This is a genomic window from Alphaproteobacteria bacterium (assembly GCA_033762625.1).
Lineage (GTDB): Bacteria > Pseudomonadota > Alphaproteobacteria > UBA9219 > RGZA01 > RGZA01.
Window position 1 is genome coordinate 97,503 of the sequence record JANRLI010000005.1, and the last position, 16,932, is coordinate 114,434.

General features: G+C 48.7%; 14 protein-coding genes. 7 read left to right on the top strand and 7 right to left on the bottom strand.

Annotated elements, in window-relative coordinates; genetic code table 11:
- The first annotated feature begins 9 nt into the window (after positions 1–9).
- The gene (gene prfA, locus SFW65_02655) at positions 10–1,080 is read left to right on the top strand and encodes a peptide chain release factor 1 (GenBank protein MDX1922015.1); all 1,071 of its coding nucleotides are present in this window, start codon (positions 10–12) and stop codon (positions 1,078–1,080) included.
- An 8-nt stretch (positions 1,081–1,088) separates the two neighbouring features.
- The gene (gene prmC, locus SFW65_02660; protein MDX1922016.1) at positions 1,089–1,940 is read left to right on the top strand and encodes a peptide chain release factor N(5)-glutamine methyltransferase; all 852 of its coding nucleotides are present in this window, start codon (positions 1,089–1,091) and stop codon (positions 1,938–1,940) included.
- On the opposite strand, the gene SFW65_02665 is transcribed toward prmC, so the two are convergent.
- Entirely contained in the window at positions 1,924–2,682 is a 759-nt protein-coding gene (locus tag SFW65_02665; GenBank protein ID MDX1922017.1) for a transporter substrate-binding domain-containing protein, read from the bottom strand. The two genes, prmC and SFW65_02665, sit on opposite strands and share 17 nt — an antisense overlap.
- Positions 2,682–4,346: an electron transfer flavoprotein-ubiquinone oxidoreductase gene (locus SFW65_02670; protein MDX1922018.1), complete on the bottom strand. Its 1,665-nt coding sequence runs from the start codon at positions 4,344–4,346 to the stop codon at positions 2,682–2,684. The genes SFW65_02665 and SFW65_02670 overlap by 1 nt, the downstream gene beginning before the upstream one ends.
- 86 nt (positions 4,347–4,432) lie before the next feature.
- Between SFW65_02670 and SFW65_02675 the strand changes: the two genes are divergently transcribed.
- Both SFW65_02675 and SFW65_02680 read left to right on the top strand, forming a co-directional pair.
- A complete protein-coding gene (locus SFW65_02675) occupies positions 4,433–5,317 on the top strand; it encodes a uracil-DNA glycosylase (GenBank protein ID MDX1922019.1) in 885 nt (294 codons plus the stop codon).
- 117 nt (positions 5,318–5,434) lie between these two features.
- Complete coding sequence (locus SFW65_02680) at positions 5,435–7,282, top strand: lytic transglycosylase domain-containing protein (protein MDX1922020.1); 1,848 nt, start codon at positions 5,435–5,437, stop codon at positions 7,280–7,282.
- Between the two features lie 15 nt (positions 7,283–7,297).
- On the opposite strand, the gene SFW65_02685 is transcribed toward SFW65_02680, so the two are convergent.
- The 5 genes from SFW65_02685 to SFW65_02705 all read right to left on the bottom strand — a co-directional run bounded on the left by SFW65_02685 (position 7,298) and on the right by SFW65_02705 (position 11,606).
- A complete protein-coding gene (locus SFW65_02685; protein ID MDX1922021.1) occupies positions 7,298–8,890 on the bottom strand; it encodes a tetratricopeptide repeat protein in 1,593 nt (530 codons plus the stop codon).
- Between the two features lie 110 nt (positions 8,891–9,000).
- Positions 9,001–9,486, bottom strand: a complete 486-nt coding sequence (locus SFW65_02690) for a hypothetical protein (protein ID MDX1922022.1) — start codon at positions 9,484–9,486, stop codon at positions 9,001–9,003.
- A 188-nt stretch (positions 9,487–9,674) separates the two neighbouring features.
- The gene (locus SFW65_02695; GenBank protein ID MDX1922023.1) at positions 9,675–9,992 is read right to left on the bottom strand and encodes a DUF1318 domain-containing protein; all 318 of its coding nucleotides are present in this window, start codon (positions 9,990–9,992) and stop codon (positions 9,675–9,677) included.
- Positions 9,993–10,024: 32 nt separating this feature from the next.
- On the bottom strand, positions 10,025–10,225 hold the full coding sequence (locus SFW65_02700; protein MDX1922024.1) for a YnbE family lipoprotein: 201 nt from the start codon (positions 10,223–10,225) through the stop codon (positions 10,025–10,027).
- Positions 10,215–11,606 carry a YdbH domain-containing protein gene (locus SFW65_02705; protein ID MDX1922025.1) on the bottom strand — a complete coding sequence of 464 codons (1,392 nt, stop codon included), beginning with the start codon at positions 11,604–11,606 and terminating at the stop codon, positions 10,215–10,217. Before SFW65_02705 ends, SFW65_02700 begins: the two co-directional genes overlap by 11 nt.
- Positions 11,607–11,893: 287 nt before the next feature.
- Here SFW65_02705 and SFW65_02710 point away from each other — a divergent pair, with 287 nt between their 5' ends.
- From SFW65_02710 to SFW65_02720, 3 genes are all read left to right on the top strand, one after another.
- Positions 11,894–12,298 (top strand): hypothetical protein, encoded by a 405-nt coding sequence (locus SFW65_02710; GenBank protein ID MDX1922026.1) that lies wholly within the window; start codon positions 11,894–11,896, stop codon positions 12,296–12,298.
- A gap of 329 nt (positions 12,299–12,627) precedes the next feature.
- Complete coding sequence (locus SFW65_02715; GenBank protein MDX1922027.1) at positions 12,628–13,866, top strand: efflux RND transporter periplasmic adaptor subunit; 1,239 nt, start codon at positions 12,628–12,630, stop codon at positions 13,864–13,866.
- Positions 13,867–13,872: 6 nt separating this feature from the next.
- The gene (locus SFW65_02720) at positions 13,873–16,911 is read left to right on the top strand and encodes an efflux RND transporter permease subunit (protein ID MDX1922028.1); all 3,039 of its coding nucleotides are present in this window, start codon (positions 13,873–13,875) and stop codon (positions 16,909–16,911) included.
- The last annotated feature ends 21 nt before the right edge of the window (positions 16,912–16,932 follow it).

Here is a 16,932-nt window from a genome sequence, read left to right on the forward strand (position 1 = left end):
ATTTCCTTTATGTCAATGGCTGAAAAATTTTTGGCTGTTCAAGCCAAGCATGAAGAACTGGGCGCAAAGCTAGAACAGGGCGATAAGCTGTCGTCCAAAGAATTCGTGCGCTGTTCCAAGGAATATGCCGATTTAACGCCCGTCGTTGAAGCGATATCCGAATGGAAAGCCGCGCTTAAGGAAAAAGAAGATCTGGAAGGGTTGCTTAAAGACCCCGATATGAAAAGCATGGCGGAAAGCGAATTGCTTGCGCTGACGAAAAAACTTCCTGAACTTGAACGCGCCATTCAACTGCAATTACTTCCCAAAGACGAAGCCGATGAAAAGAACGCTATTCTGGAAGTGCGCGCAGGTACGGGCGGCGATGAAGCCGCATTATTCGCAGCTGTGCTGTTTGATATGTATAAGCGATATGCCGCCGTTAAAGGCTGGAAATTCGAAGTTATGGATATTTCCGAAAGTGATTTAGGTGGGCTGAAGGAAGCCAGTGCCAGCATCACGGGCCGTAATGTATTTGCGCGGTTGAAGTTTGAATCTGGCGTGCACCGCGTGCAGCGCGTGCCCGAAACCGAAAGTCAGGGCCGCGTGCATACATCTGCTGCAACCGTGGCTGTTCTGCCGGAAGCCGAAGAAGTTGATATCAATATCAATGAAAGCGATTTGAAGATTGACGTTTACCGCGCTTCGGGCGCTGGCGGACAGCACGTTAATAAGACGGAAAGCGCCGTGCGCATCACGCATTTGCCAACCGGCACGGTGGTGGCGATGCAGGAAGAGCGTTCGCAGATTAAAAACCGCGCCAAGGCGATGAAGATTTTGCGCAGTCGCATTTACGAGAATGAACGCAGCAAGCTTGCCAGCACCCGTGCGGCAGACCGTAAGACACAGGTTGGCAGCGGTGACCGCAGTGAACGCATTCGTACCTATAATTTTCCGCAAGGCCGTGTGAGCGATCACCGCATCAACCTCACGCTCTATAATATTGATGCGATTGTGGATGGCACGGAACTGGATGAAATCATCGAGGCCTTGATGGCGGATGACCAGATGACCAAGCTTGCCGAATTCGCAACATTGTGAGCCCCCATATGAAAAGAGGTGAAGCGCTCATTTATGCATCGCAACGCCTCAAAGAAGCAGGCATTGAAGACCCCGAACGTGAAGCACGCTTGCTATTAACCTATGCCCTGCAATGCGAGGCGCTGGAACTGATTATACGCCCGCGTGTTGAACTGAATATAGATGAAGAAACCATATTTAAAGGCTGGCTGGCGCGGCGCGAAAAACGCGAGCCCTTGGCGCGCATTCATGGGCTTCGCGAATTCTGGGGTCTGCCCTTTGGTCTGAATGAAGCAACGCTGGAGCCGCGCCCCGATACCGAAACCTTGGTGGAATGCGTTTTAAAAAAAATTCCTGATAAGCATGCGCGCTTGCGCATTCTGGATATTGGAACAGGAACAGGATGCATCCTGTTATCGCTGCTGCATGAATACCCCTATGCGCAAGGCATGGGGACGGATAAATCCGCGCGCGCATTAGAGGCCGCGCAGCAAAACGCGGTGCAGCTGGGTTTGAAAACACGCGCCAGTTTTCTTGAAACCCATTGGGCAGATAACGTAAACGGCAGGTTCGATGTGGTGGTGAGCAACCCGCCCTATATTGCAAAAGCAGAACTGGCCGATTTGCAGCCAGAAGTGCGCGACTATGACCCGATGCTGGCCCTCGATGGCGGGGAAGATGGCTTGGAGCCATACCGTAACATTACGCCATCTGCCAAAAACCTGCTTGAAAACGGCGGTTTATTGGCATTTGAAGTGGGTCATAGGCAGGCCACCGCCGTTCAGGAGATATTAAAACAAAACGCATTTAGAGATGTGGGAACGCGCCACGATTTTCAGAATATTGCGCGCGTAGTCTATGGAATTACTTCCAGTCACTAAGACCGTATTTTTGCAAAATTGATTTTAGCTTTCCACTGCTGCGTAAATCGGCAATCCTTTTATCAATTAGCGCGGCATATTCTTTTGCTTTCGGATTAGTGGGGGAGAATGCCACAAAAATTTCGCTGAGCTTATCAGGGTCACGGCTAATTTGCAGTTTTTTGGCAATCCCAGCCTTGTTCACACGGTAGTAAAGCACATTCGTATCTTCGCAAATGACATCAAGCTTGTATGCCAGCAGATCCTGAATATTTTTATCAAGCGCATCATCACCGGAAGAAAACGAAATCCGTTTCAAATTGGCGCTGTGTTTTGCAATGTAATTATCGATGGATGTGTTGTAGCTATAGGCTTCAATCACGCCAAGCTTCATGTCCTGCAAATCCGCTACCGATGAAATGCTGATGTTTTTATCCTTCATGGTTGCATAGCTAATCGATGAAAGCCCAATTGGTTCAGCGGGAAACACAAAGTCTGGTGCATCGTTTTTGGCTGCGCCAATAATCGCCACGAATTCGTTTTTGCGTGTGCGTTCGATGCTTTCGGCCCAGTTCAGATTTTGATAATCAACCGTGTGGCCTGCGCTTTCAAAAATGGTTTTTAGGACTTCAATACCATATCCGGTTTTTTTATCGGCAGCAGCGCAGTTATAGGGGCACCAGATATCGGCGCGAACAGAAATGGGTTCGGCAATTGCCGGCAGCGCCAGCAACGACAAAAATACAATCAGTAGGCTACGCATTACATTGCACCGTAATTAGGGCCACCACCACCTTCCGGCGTAACCCAGTTGATATTTTGCATGGGGTCTTTGATATCACAGGTTTTGCAATGAATGCAATTCTGCGCATTGATTTGCAGATGGGGTTTATCATTCGCATCGGTTACAATTTCATAAACTGCCGCCGGGCAATAGCGCGTTTCAGGGCTGGCATAAAGTGCGTGGTTTACATCAATTGCCAGTGCAGGATTTTTCAGTTGCAAATGCACGGGCTGGTCTTCGGCATGATTGGTGCCGGTTAGGGAAACCGATGTCAGACGATCAAAACTGAGAACCCCATCGGGCTTGGGATAATTGATTTTGCTGCATCCTGCCGCTGGTTTAAGCGCAGAGTGGTCAGCACGGTTGTGGAAGGTCCATGGCGCTTTACCCTTCATAATATAGGTATCAAACGCGGCATAAAGCATTCCAAAAAATAAACCGAAATGGAATGCCGGGCGGATGTTGCGCACTGCTTCCAGTTCTTTCCACAGCCAGCTTTGCTTAATGGCAGCGGTATAGCCCGACACTTCATTGCTGTCATAGCTTTTGTTGAAATGCTCATAAATCGCTTTGGCGGCAACCATGCCGGATTTCATCGCGGTATGATTACCTTTGATTTTGGGCACATTCAAAAAGCCAGCTGCATCACCAACCAATAAACCGCCGGGGAAAGTCAATTTGGGAATGGATTGAAAGCCGCCCTCGTTGATTGCGCGTGCACCATACGCAATACGTTTGCCGCCTTTTAGAACTTTGGCAATTGCTGGATGGTGTTTGAAGCGCTGAAATTCTTCGTAGGGTGAAAGATATGGATTTTGATAATCGAGCCCGACAACAAAGCCGATGGAAACCAGATTTTTTCCATAATGATACATCCATGAACCGCCATAGGTTTTCATATCCATTGGCCAGCCAACCGTATGTGTAATGCTGCCCAGTGTGAAGTTTTCAGGTGCTATTTCCCATATTTCCTTGATGCCAATGCCATAGGTTTGCGGGTCAACACCATCACGCAAATTGAATTGTTCAAATAGCTGTTTGGTAAGTGACCCGCGGCAGCCTTCGGCAAAAATGGTCTGTTTGGCGACCAGTTCCACGCCCGCGGTGAAGCTTTCGGTGCGCTCGCCTTTTTTGGAAATGCCCTGGTCACCCGTTGCAACGCCGCGTACACATCCTGTTTCGTCAATCAGCAATTCTGCACCGGCAAAGCCCGGATAAATTTCAACGCCTAACTTTTCAGCCTGCTCACCCATCCAGCGTGCAAGCTCGCCAAGGCTGATAATGTAATTGCCTTTGTTGTGCATGGTGGGTGGATTGGGCAATGGAATGGCGATATTTTTGGTAAGGAATAAAAATGAATCTTTTTTTGCCTTGGTGGTTAGTGGCGCGCCAAGTTCAGACCAGTTTGGAAACAGCTCTTCAAAGGCGCGTGGTTCAAGCACCGCGCCAGATAATAAATGCGCGCCGATTTCTGCGCCCTTTTCGATGATGCAAACGGAGAGTTCCTTGTTGTCTTTTGCGGCCAATTGTTTGAGATGAATGGCAGCCGAAAGCCCTGCCGGACCAGCGCCAACAATTAACACATCATACTCCATGGTCTCGCGGTCAGTCCTGCCGTTGGGGCGCTGCCAATTACCTGTCATATCATCCTACCAAGGGGGTTAATAAAGATGGGAGATAGCCTGTTTTTTCTATAGGGTTTTCCGGCAGGTAATTTAAACTAGAAACCATGACGGATTCGTTAAACCCAGAACTAAGCCCATATTCTGCGCTTTCATGGCAATTGGCTATGGGCGTGGATGAAGCGATAGCGGAACAACCCATAGACCGTACGCTGCCAAGCGCGGCTATATCCGTTATGCCTGCGCAATCTTCAGGAACGGGAATTTCAGAGGGGATTTCAGAAAAGGGTTTTTCAGAAAATTTGGCATGGCAATATGTTGAAGTGGAGCGCATTGCTTCCTATAAGCCGCCTGTTCACAAGCCCGTTTCCCTCGTTCCGAGTTTTGTTCCAGGCCAAGTACATGCAACGACATTGGACGAGTTGCGCGCGGAATTGCAGGCGTTTGAAGGATGCGCACTTAAAAAAACATCAAAGAATTTGGTGTTTGCCGATGGCAACCCCCAAGCACGTATCATGATGGTTGGTGAGGCGCCCGGCGAAGACGAGGACAGGCAGGGATTGCCATTTGTCGGTGTATCCGGAAAATTGCTGGATAAGATGATCGGCTGCATCGGTCTGGACCGCACGAATGTGTATATCAGTAATATTGTGCCATGGCGCCCGCCCGGAAACCGCAACCCAACCGATAGCGAAGTGGCGGTATGTTTGCCATTTACCGAAAAGCATATCGCGATTGTGAAACCCAAATTTTTAATTCTGCTTGGCGGCGTTGCGGTGAAAAGTCTTTTAAAAAGCAAAGACGGCATTACCAAAATGCGCGGCAAGCAATTCACCTATACCTATACCGACGTCGTGACCAATGAAGCGGTCACCATCCCCTGTTTTCCGATGTTTCATCCTGCTTATTTATTACGTCAGGCGTCACAAAAACGCCTTGCTTGGAACGATTTATTGCTGCTTAAAAAGGCAATTGACGCCAGTGCAAATTAACCTTTTGCCGGATAAGATATTGATATTGCACAGGTAGAAATTTGATAGTTTTTTCGTGCATTTATTATTGTGATTTTACTTGCGCCGCATGAATCCGTTGTTTAAGACGCAGGCATTATGTTGCTTCAACAATCGAAGCGGCAAGCGCGGGGAACACCGATATTCCGGCGCTTCATACTCGCAATATTAGTTACCCCAATTTTATTGGGCACAGTGCTAAGTCCGGGTATCGCCGCAGAACCAACAATTTCATTACGCGATTTTAATCTTGGCACGTTTGGTCAAGAAACACTCTCGCACATCCGCACGCTTACGCAGAATTTTCTGGGTAAACCCGAACCCGTAGCGGTAACCCATGCTGCTGTCGCGCCGGTCGTAACTGTGCCTACCCGTACATCGACCAAAACACGTAATCTGGTGCGCGGCATGAAACAGCAGGAAGCGGTTGAAGCCAGCGCGCCGATTCCAGAAATCGCCAAATTGTTGAGCGCAAGGGATGAAAAGAATTACCGTAAATTATTTGCAGCGTTAAAAGATGGTCGCCTTGATGATGCGCAGGCGATTGTACACGACATAAAAGACGGTGAATTGATTGGCGTTGCACAAGCATTATTCCTGCTGCATCCGCGTAATCCCAATTTGAAATATGGTGAATTGGCCGAATGGCTGCATCGCTACAACGATTATCCGCAGGCGCAGGATATTTATAAGAAGGCGCTTTCGATGCGCACCGTCGGTGATACCAAGCTGACGCAGCCGCTACCAGCCAAGATGATTGTCCCGCCAACGGTTGGCAGGCCGATGATGGCGGAAACCCTGGACTGGAAAAAACCGCGCGGCTTCGCCGTTGAGAACTTATGGCGCACGGGACAGTTTGAAGAGGTTTTGAAAAAGCTTGCTGATCTTGATCTCGCCACAGACGAACCGTTTGAAGCGTATTATCCCGCATGGGTAAAAGGTCTGTCGGCGTTTGCTGTGCAGGATTATGCCGAAGCATCACGTAATTTCGTAAGTATCGCGAAAGCAGAAAACGTACCCGATGTGAACCGAAACGCGGCCGCATTCTGGGCGGCGCGTTCGTTTGAAAAAAGCCTGCAAACCGACTTAGCGGCCTATTATTACGAACAAGCCGCATCTGATCCACATAGCTATTACGGCATGCTGGCATCGGCGCGTAAGGCGAGCGATGATAAGGCATTATTGGATGTATGGCGCGAGCCAACACTGACCAAGCAGCATGTTGCAAAACTAAGCCAAACACGTGCAGGCGCGCGCGGCCTGGCCTTATTGCAAATTGGCGAAAAAGAATTGGCATTACGTGAGCTGCAAAGCCTTACTTATTCTAAAGAGGGAGATAAACCAGAATTGCAAGATGCGCTGGAAGCATTAAGCGAAGCCGCGGTGTTGCCGAATTTGTCGATGCGCCCGCGTAAGTTTGCGCGCGGATCTTATCCCGCCTTGCCATGGCAGCCTGCGGGTGGTTTGACATCGGACCCTGCATTGGTGATGGCGATTGCCTGGAATGAATCCCGTTTCGAGCCAACCGCACGCAGCCCAAGCGGTGCACGCGGTGTTATGCAAATTATGCCGGATACGGCAGAGCGTATCAGTATGGGCAGCAGTGGTAGCTTGTATAATCCAACCGCAAATATCGCCATTGGGGATCGGTATATTCAGCATTTGTCCGGCATGTCCGGTATTGATGGAAATCTGTTGCTGATTATTGCGGGCTATAATTGCGGCCCGGGCAAAGTGCAGCAATTGTATAATGATGAACGCCACGGGAAAGATCCGTTGCTGTTTATTGAAAGCATGCCGCTGAAAGAAACCCGCGATTATGTGCAAAAAGTATTGGCAACCTATGCGTCATACCGTGTTCGTTTTGGAAAGCCACTCGGCGCCATTGCATCGCTTAGCCGCGGCGAATGGCCGACATATGAAATTGTGCGCACGGCCAGCAAATAATAAGCGGACGACGAGTTAGTATTGCAAATACTTCTTCATTAAATTCAAAAACTTTAACTGGTTTTCTTTGGCTTTTTCTGTATCGCCTTGCCGTTGATAGAGTTGGCCCATGACTTTATAAGCCTGAAAGAAGTCCGGATTAATTTCTACTGCGCGCTGTAAATGATGCATGGCTTGCGGCGCATTAGTGGGCGATATCTTCAGCAGCACTTGCGCGAGATTATAGCGTGTTTGCGCATAGTTATCTTCAATTTCAATTGCGCGGGTGTAATGCGTGATTGCCGAAGCAGTATCACCTGCATCATCATAAGCCATGGCGATATTGTTATGAACGCGGGCTTTTTCCCCGCCGTTTTTTAGAATGTTCGAATAAAACGAAATTGGTGTCGCCCATACCGCGTTTTGCTGATAGGTCAAAATGCCCAACGTGCCAGCGATGATGATGACGACACATAACCCAAGCGTTTGCGCTGTGTCGGATTTAAGCTGGTTTATCGAATGCACCCCATGTTCGCATAGCGCAAGAAACAGCCCGATGCTTGGCAGATACATCCAATGTTCCAGAAAAAATGCGTTTACCGGAATCAATAATCCGGTGTGGAGCAGATGCGCAAAACCAAACCACAAAAGGCCCCATGTGATGCAAACCCATGCCGCGCTGGTCTTCTTGCGAATGAAGGAATAAAGCACGATAGACGTGCATAATATGAATATTGCAATTCCGATAATAACCTTGATGGATGATGCATCTGCATAAACAGGGAATGCGCGATCAAAATGCAAATTGGCAGGATAGAAAATAAGCGCAAGATAATCGGGCAGGGTTGCAGCAAAGGTGAAAAACCGGACAAAAAAATGTTCGGTATAGATATTTTGTACCTTATAAAAATCGAGACCATTTAGTTTCAAAATCGTCATACGCAGAATAACGTAACCGAGCGCAATGACCCATAACGGCCATGTCTTTAGATAAGGGGCGATGGTATGGCGATGTACATCGTTGCGGTAAATACACGCCAACACGAGCAATGGAAAAGCCAGCGCTGTTTCTTTTGATAGCAGCGCAAGGATAAATGCGCAGCAGGCAAGCAGCATCGTGCGCCCCGTGATGCCTTGCGTAATAATGGCAAGTCCGCACAGGCAAAAGAAGCTATACAACGTGTCGGCAGTCGCGCTCATATAGGTGACCGCTTCGGTATGCATGGGATGCAATGCCCATAGCGCGGCGGCGATAAATACGGGCAGGCGCGCCATGCCAAGGCGTAAGCCCAACACCACCACAAGGCAGGTGTTAAATAGATGCAGAATTAAATTCGGGATATGAAATGCGGGTGCGGATAGCCCCGCCAATTGATGGGTGATGAGATAAATCACCGTTTGCAAGGGACGGTAGAATGAATCAATCCCCGCCGCGCCGGATGTGGAGGATGATGTGAATATAAATGGCAAAAACCCGAAGCTGGTCAGGTAGCGGTTTTTCTGGATAAGAAATTCATCATCGAGCAGGAACGCGTTGTGGAAGATATTGCTATAGGCGGCTAGCACACAGAGCAGCAGCGCGCCAACGCCTATCGTAATAATGTGCTGCTGGGGGAAAGGCTTTTGCATGCCCCCACTAAGCGGCACAAATCATTAAAAAAGCCTATATGCATAAAAAAACGCCCCGATTTTCATAATTAAAAACCGGGGCGCGGGATAGATAACGCATGTTCAGCGGATTAATCGCTGCTTACGACTTTCCATGAACCATCGGGTTGACGGCAAGCCGTGCCATAGCTTTGTTCGACATGACCACCCACACGAACATCGCGTTGGTATTCGCGGCAGTAGGGATCATTGGAAATCACGCGGCCCTTTTTTGCGACGACAGGTGCTTCCTCGTAGTAAACAGGTTCTGGCGGATTAACATACACAACGCGTGTAGATGAGTAGTATGGCGCTGGGTAGTAGTCCGGTTCATAAAAGCGTGGGCCAACCCAAGGATTGAAATAGGAGCGTTCATAATAGCCACGGTGCCAACCCCCATGATTCCAGCCTTTGTTCCAACCATGATGACCGCCGCGATACCCCCCGTGATGACCGCGATAATAACCATCACCATCGCCAACCGTGAAACCGAAGCTTACGCTATCAGCAAGCGCAGGAAGTGCGCCGAGGCTGAGAACAGTAGCGGTAACAAGGGTGAGAATTTTCTTCTTTAACATTCAAGACCTCCGTAAAGGGACCTTTGGTAAGGAATGGTTTTAGTTGACTGTATGTCTGCGGCGGAATAATGGCGAAGAAATTCCCCAATTAAGATAATGTATTAAGATGGCTTATGGATTCGTTCTAAGGCATAAAAAAACGGCGGCGAAGGTTGCCCCACGCCGCCGTATATAATGTGTTGACCTAATTACTTGGTCTTCCAGCTACCGTCAGCAGCCTGATACTTCGCGCCCTTTTCAAGGCCGGCAATGATGGTGCTTGCAAATACAGAGCCAACAACGGCAACGCTTTGCCCTTTCTTGGCGGCAACAGCGGCGTATTCAGCTTGGCGTTTGGCATTCACCTGGTCAGCCAAAGCTTGCACCGATGGGTCGAGTGCGACCACAAATCCATCAGCCTTTTCACCGATTTGGCCAGCGGCACGGGCGCTGTGCAAATCAGCAAATGCCGGAAGCGCGATGAGGGAAAAGATAAAAGCAGCGGCGGTAAGGAAACGGTTGTTCATATGATGAGCTCCTTAGTTAAGCGAATGGATGATTAGAAAATATCTTTGTTCTTGGCGATAACCTTGCGGGCATCTTGCTGGATTTCAACTTTTACATGCTGTTCGATGTTGACGTTGAGATTGATTTCAATCGGCTTATCGGGCGCTTGCACGGCAACGGTTGGCGTGCATGCGGCGATGCCGAGTACAACGAGGAGTGCTGGAAGCGCAAGGGCGAGAGATTTATTTTGCATGTAGTTCCTGCTTTAAGAACGTGTGGGGGTCGATAAGGGATAGAATGCTTTGCTGAACGAAGTTTAACAGGTCACCCGTTAAATGCACGTTCAATTTTACAGGACGGCCTTCAACAACATCGGGATTGCTTCCTTCAACTGCCATGATCACGGATAATTTATTATCTTTGTCGCTATCCATGCTGATGGATAGAAGCTGATAATGCAAATTCTTCATCACGTCACGCACAAGGGTGATTTGTTCGTTGTCGCCCGGAATGGTTTCGGGGTTTAGTGAAATAACGCCGGGTTTTTCGTTTGCAAGTTTGCCCTGACCAATTGAAATTTTACCATCATGTGCGATGGACACAGGAATGCTGCCCGATACATCACCGGTAGCGTTGGTTTCCTTGCCTGTCAGCATCATCATCAACGCATTGACAGGTACATGTTCGACATTCAAGGTCACGTGGATATCTGCTTTGCCATTTAAAGGAATGATTGCGTTTTTAACCGATAACACGCCTTTATTCCATGGCATCGCGGCAGAGATAAGGTGAAATTGTGCCTTTTCTGGAGCGCCAAGCGGGTAACTGAGCTGGAAGGATGAGCGCGTTGTCTTGTCGGCGCTGTCCAAGCGGCCATCCAGCGTGATGGTGTTGGCGCTCGCTTCAATATTTCCTGAACCGGTAAGTGTTGGAAAAAGATTATCTTGTCCGCGTGTTACAATATTATCGGCTTGCCATGCACCTTTCCATTTATTGTCGGATGTATCCAATTCCGCTTTCATGTGAATCTGGTCGGCGTTCAAGGTGATGCCCGATGCCTTGAGTTGCGCGTTTTTAGAAATCACATCAATCATCGCTTCCGGAAATTTCTGGAACATGATGACAAGCGGTGCTTCGGCATTATATGCAGGGGTGGTGACATGCACCGTGCTGTTTTGCAGTTCGGCTGCGTCAAGGCCGAAGGCGTAAATCTCATCCTTTGTCACCGGAATAACGAGGGGCGCGGGTTTATCGGTTGCGTTTACGCTATGCAGCGCAGCGCCGTTAAGCAGCCAATTATCAGGGGTTTGCTGCAATTGCATATTCAACCCGCTAAAGGCCAGGTGGTTGACGCGCCCCGCCAGTAAATCACGCGGCGAGAAGGTGATGGTCATTTTATCAAACAGCGGAGAGGCATCTTTGGATAGACGCAGATTTTCCAGCTGCGCGCTTTGCAGCCCGATATGGGTGATGTCCAGCGTGGATCCTTCAAAGCCGTTTTGTGCGAGCAGCTCGATAATTTTTTGCTGCGCGATGATTTTCCATGGCACAAAAAGTGCTGCCGCCGCGACCAGCATGATGAGCACGGCGGTTGTGAATTTAAGCGGATGTTTTTTGATATGTTTGACTGGCATGAACGTCTTTTGAAAATCTTTGCTGTAATGCAGCATAAGCGAGAAATCGGCAAAGGCAAAATGTTATGATGGATGAATGGGTTACCGTAACTGTGTCTTTATCATGTTTTTATGCACTGCAATAACGGCGGTTTTATGCTGCGCTGCTTCAACGCAGATGCGAGATAACCCTTGTAAAATATGCATAAATTGAAGGTTTGCACCTTCGGTCCTAAGCCGAATTTAATCATGTTTTGTTACGCTTTGGTTCGCAGCAAATGCGCTGTGTTTCTTATGGAGGAGTACAAATGAGTAAGGTCAATGGTCTTACGGTGCTTATGACTATAGTGGTGCAGCTTATCATTGGTTACTTGTGGTACGGTTCTTATCTGTTCGGTGATATCATCAAAACAGGCGGCGGACATGCCATCGATTTCTTACAAACCGATGTCACATCCCTATTGTTATTGGTATTGAGCAGCTTTGGTCTTACCCACATCCTTGAAGGCGTGGTAAAGCACAATGATGTAAAAGATATCAATGACGGGATTAAAACCGGTCTGACCTTTGGTATCTTTGGTCTGGGCTTGCCCTTGTTGATGCTCTTGAACCTTATGGGTGTTGCTAAAGTTGCAATGCTTGTAATCTTCATGCACCTTGTGCTGGTAAGCATTCTTACCACCTTGGTTATCATTAAAACCAAGAAGGATTAATTCTCCGATAGGTACTAAACGGGGGCGCTCCTCAATTACTTGGCGCCCCCGTTTTTTTATGCCTTAATTTAATAATACATCGATTTTTAAACCCCTTATCTGTGCCGTCATTGCCATCTTTTTTGCTGTCTTTATGCAAATTTTATCCAGGCATTTCCGGATACCGGGGTGGAAAGCTATACCGGCTACCTGCACAATTGTGGCTCGATTTGTATTCAAATGCACCCTTTGGTTTTTCAGATAAAGCGCATAAACTGCCGACGTATTTTGTATAGTGTAAGCGTGACACCCTGACTGCCATCCAAACCTCTCTTAAACTGGCCTAACTCATGAATAGATTTGTTGTTGTTATCGTGCTGCTCATCATTCTTGGCGGGGGATGGTTTTTGCTGGCGGGGCACAGTGCGGATAAGGCCAAGAATGGCCCGCCTGCGGTAAACGTGGTGACTGCCAATGTAGAACAAAAAGATTTGCCGCTGGATTTGAATGTGATTGGCAATGTAGTTGCCAACCAGACTGTTGCGATCAAATCGCGCGTTGATAGCGCGATTATGGAAATACATTTCAAAGACGGGGATGAAGTAAAGAAGGGCGATATATTATTCGTGCTGGATCGCCGCACGTTGGAAGCGCAATTGCAATCCCTTAAATCAAACCTCGCGCGGGACCGTGCGCTTTTGGAAGATGCGCGTATGAAATATAACCGCGCAAAAGATTTAAAACAAAAGGGTTATGAAACGGTTGCCAATTACGATACTGCCAAAGCGAACTATGAAAGCCAGCAGGCCAGTGTTGCTGTTGACCAAGCCGCAATTGATAGCGCGAATGTGCAATTGGGTTATACCGTGATTACCGCGCCAATTGACGGCAGGGCGGGTACCATCAACCTGACGGTTGGCAATAATGTAAAAGCAAATGATACAACGCCGCTGGTGGTGTTGAACGAGATTAAACCCATTCGTGCGCAATTAGCGGTGCCGCAAATCTATCTGGCGGCGCTGCGCAAATCGATGGCCGAGACGATGCCTGAGGTGATCGCGCGGATCGATCATGATGAAAATCCGGTCGTTGGCAAGCTGACCTACATTGACAATCAGGTGGATGCCGCCAGTGGTACTTTTGTGGCGCGCGCAACATTTGATAATATGGATGAGCGGTTATGGCCAGGTATGTTCGTGAATTTGACCGTACGCCTTGGCGTTGAAAAAGGGGCATTGATTATGCCCGAAACAGCAGTACAGCATGGACAAAGCGGCGATTACTTTTTTGTGATTGCCAATGGAAAGGCTACCAAACAACCCGTAAAGGTCGAGCGTGTGTTTGAAGGCATGGCGGTCATTACTGCCAATGTAAACGCCGGTGATGCAGTGGTGGTTGATGGTGCACTGACGCTTAAAGACGGTGATGCTGTTTCGGTGCGTTACCCTGATGTGCCAAAAGAGGCACCCAAACCAGCAGATAAACCTGCTGAAAAGCCGGCTGAACTTATTCCGTTAGCGCCGACACCGGAAGTGCCCTCCGTTACCGATAAATCCGCAACTGACAAGCCAGCACACGCACAACACTAAATCCTCATGAACATTTCTGAATTTTGTATTCGCCGCCCTGTCTTCACCGTGTTGCTGATGGTGGCACTGTTGGTAGGCGGTATTGCCGGTTACCGGATGCTGGCAGTCAGTGCATTGCCACGCGTTGATTTTCCAACCATTCAGGTGACGGCGAATTTGCCCGGTGCAAGTCCAAAGACAATGGCATCATCCGTTGCAACACCGCTGGAGCGGCAATTTTCGACGATTTCCGGCGTTAGCGCGATGACGTCGACCAGCTTTCTGGGGTCAACGCAAATTACATTACAGTTTGATTTAGACAGAAACATCGACGGCGCAGCGCTTGATGTGCAGACAGCGATTTCCGCAACCTTGCGCAAATTGCCCAAGGAAATGACCACGCCGCCATCTTTCCAGAAGGTAAATCCGGCTGACCAGCCTGTGTTATTCATCGCCGTATCATCCGATACCTTGCCTTTATCGAAAGTGAATGAATATGCCGATACCATCATGGCGCAGCGCTTATCGACATTACCGGGCGTGGCGCAGGTTTTGATTTACGGTACGCAAAAATACGCTGTGCGCGTGCAGGTTGATCCCGGCAAGCTGGCCGCGAATGGATTGTCGATTGACACCATAAGTAATGCCTTGTCATCCGCTGCATCAAATGCGCCCGTTGGGATTATCAGTGGCGCAAAGCAGTTATTTAACATCGACATTGCCAATCAACCCAAAGAAGCAAAAGATTTTGGCGAAATCATTGCCATGTGGAAAGACGGCAAGCCGCTGCGCATCAAGGACGTTGCAACCACTGTGGACAGCGTAGAGGACACGCGCGTTGCCGGTTATTTGAATAGCAAGCAGGCGGTGGTCATCGCCATTCAGCGCCAGCCGGACAGCAACACGATTGAAGTGGTTCAAAAGGTACGCGCATTGCTGCCTGTTTTTAAAACCCAAATACCGACAAGTATTGAATTGACGCCCATGTTTGACCGTTCCGTTGCGGTGCGTGACGCTGTGCATGATGTGCAGTTCACGCTTGGGGTCACGATTGTTCTGGTTGTTCTTGTTATTTTCTTGTTCTTGAAAACCTTGCGCGCGACGATGATTCCGGCGCTTGCCGTACCGCTTTCCATCGTCGCGACCTATGGCGTAATGGCGCTATTCGATTTCAGCATCAACAGCATTTCATTGCTCGCCATTACGTTATGTGTGGGCTTTGTGGTGGATGATGCGATTGTGATGCTTGAAAATATCGTACGGCATATTGAAGAAGGCATGAAGCCGTTTGATGCTGCGATTAAAGGCTCCAAGGAAATCGGCTTTACGATTATGTCGATTACCTTATCGCTGGTGGCGGTGTTTATTCCTGTATTGTTCATGGGCGGAATTGTGGGGCGCATTTTCCATGAATTTGCCGTGACCATCAGCATGGCGATTTTAATTTCGGGCTTTATAGCGTTGACGCTGACGCCGATGTTGTGCTCGCGCTTTTTAAAAAATCCACGCGAGCATCAACAGAAGGGATATGAGCTCTGGCTCGATAAGATGTTCGACAAGGTACAAGATGCTTATCGTGCATCGCTGGAATTTGTGTTGCAGCACCAGAAGACGATGTTGCTGGTTACGGTTGCTAGTATTGGCCTTAGCGTTTATTTGTTTGTGGCCGTACAAAAAGGGTTTTTTCCGCTGGAAGACACCGGCTTTGTCTTTGCGCAAACCGAGGCGGCGCAAGATGTCTCTTACGCGCAAATGCTTGATAAGCAAAAGCGCGTCGCGGCAATTGTGAAAGCAAACCCTTTTGTCACAGATGTGTTTTTTGCACTGGGCGGTGGCAGAGGTTCTTATAATACGGGTCGTCTCTTCTTTGGATTAAAACCGCGCAGCGAGCGTCCATCGGCGGCAGTCATTATGCAGCAGCTGCGTAAATCAACAGCGGCGGTTGAAGGTCTTAAAACCTATATGCAGCCGGTACAGAATTTTTCCATCTCCGGCCGTTTGGCGAAAAGCCTTTACCAATACACCTTACAAGGAAGCGACCTTGACGGGCTTTATTTGTGGTCTGACAAATTCATGAACGCGATGAGCAGCGATCCGATTTTTCAGGATGTGACCACCGATTTGCAGCTTAAATCCTTGCAAGCGATTTTGGATGTGCAGGCGGACAAGGCCGCCAGCTATGGCATCACCAATGATATGATCCGCGATACCCTATATAAGGCGTATGGCGCTGCGCAGGTGGCAACAATTTACACGCCGAGCAATGATTACGCAGTAATTCTGGAAACCGACGAGAAGTTCCAACAAACGCCTGAAAATATCGGCCATCTATTCATTCGCGGTACGAACGGCAATGTGCCCTTGTCGGAAATTGCAACGGTGCGCCGCGGTGTTGGCGCGCTTTCCATCAATCATCAAGGGCAGCTGCCATCGGTAACGATTTCCTACAATCTTGCGCCCGGAAAATCACTCGGCGAAGCAACGCAAAAGATTGAAGCATTAAAAAAACAACTGGGGATGCCCGAAAACATAACCGGTAACGCCGCAGGCACTGCGCAGGCTTTTGCGGATTCATCATCCGGGCAGGGGTTGCTGCTATTGCTTGCAATCATCGTTATCTACATCATTCTAGGCATGTTGTATGAAAGCTTCATTCATCCGATTACCATTCTCTCCGGTTTGCCGTCGGCGGGTATTGGCGCAATTTTATTCCTGATGCTGTTCGGGATGGATTTGAATGTCATGTCACTGGTGGGGATTGTATTGCTGATTGGTATCGTCAAGAAAAACGCGATTATGATGGTCGATTTTGCGATGCAGGAACGGCATGCAGGTAAACCCCCGCATGATGCAATTTACAATGCGTGCTTGATGCGCTTTCGCCCGATTATGATGACGACCTTTGCCGCGCTGTTCGGCACATTGCCGATTGCGATGGGAATTGGCGCGGGCTCCGAACTACGTCAGCCCCTTGGCATCGCCATTGTGGGCGGGCTTTTGGTCTCGCAGCTGCTCACGCTGTACATCACGCCGGTTGTGTATTTATGGCTGGAAAAACGCCGTTAATTCAATTTTAAAGGGTCAGGC

Coding starts and splice junctions, on each gene's coding strand:
- prmC (MDX1922016.1), top strand. CDS start 1,089: ATGAAAAGAGGTGAAGCGCTCATTTATGCATCGCAACGCCTCAAAGAA.
- SFW65_02670 (MDX1922018.1), bottom strand. CDS start 4,346: ATGACAGGTAATTGGCAGCGCCCCAACGGCAGGACTGACCGCGAGACC.
- SFW65_02710 (MDX1922026.1), top strand. CDS start 11,894: ATGAGTAAGGTCAATGGTCTTACGGTGCTTATGACTATAGTGGTGCAG.
- SFW65_02665 (MDX1922017.1), bottom strand. CDS start 2,682: ATGCGTAGCCTACTGATTGTATTTTTGTCGTTGCTGGCGCTGCCGGCA.
- prfA (MDX1922015.1), top strand. CDS start 10: ATGTCAATGGCTGAAAAATTTTTGGCTGTTCAAGCCAAGCATGAAGAA.
- SFW65_02715 (MDX1922027.1), top strand. CDS start 12,628: ATGAATAGATTTGTTGTTGTTATCGTGCTGCTCATCATTCTTGGCGGG.
- SFW65_02720 (MDX1922028.1), top strand. CDS start 13,873: ATGAACATTTCTGAATTTTGTATTCGCCGCCCTGTCTTCACCGTGTTG.
- SFW65_02685 (MDX1922021.1), bottom strand. CDS start 8,890: ATGCAAAAGCCTTTCCCCCAGCAGCACATTATTACGATAGGCGTTGGC.
- SFW65_02700 (MDX1922024.1), bottom strand. CDS start 10,225: ATGCAAAATAAATCTCTCGCCCTTGCGCTTCCAGCACTCCTCGTTGTA.
- SFW65_02695 (MDX1922023.1), bottom strand. CDS start 9,992: ATGAACAACCGTTTCCTTACCGCCGCTGCTTTTATCTTTTCCCTCATC.
- SFW65_02705 (MDX1922025.1), bottom strand. CDS start 11,606: ATGCCAGTCAAACATATCAAAAAACATCCGCTTAAATTCACAACCGCC.
- SFW65_02675 (MDX1922019.1), top strand. CDS start 4,433: ATGACGGATTCGTTAAACCCAGAACTAAGCCCATATTCTGCGCTTTCA.
- SFW65_02680 (MDX1922020.1), top strand. CDS start 5,435: ATGTTGCTTCAACAATCGAAGCGGCAAGCGCGGGGAACACCGATATTC.
- SFW65_02690 (MDX1922022.1), bottom strand. CDS start 9,486: ATGTTAAAGAAGAAAATTCTCACCCTTGTTACCGCTACTGTTCTCAGC.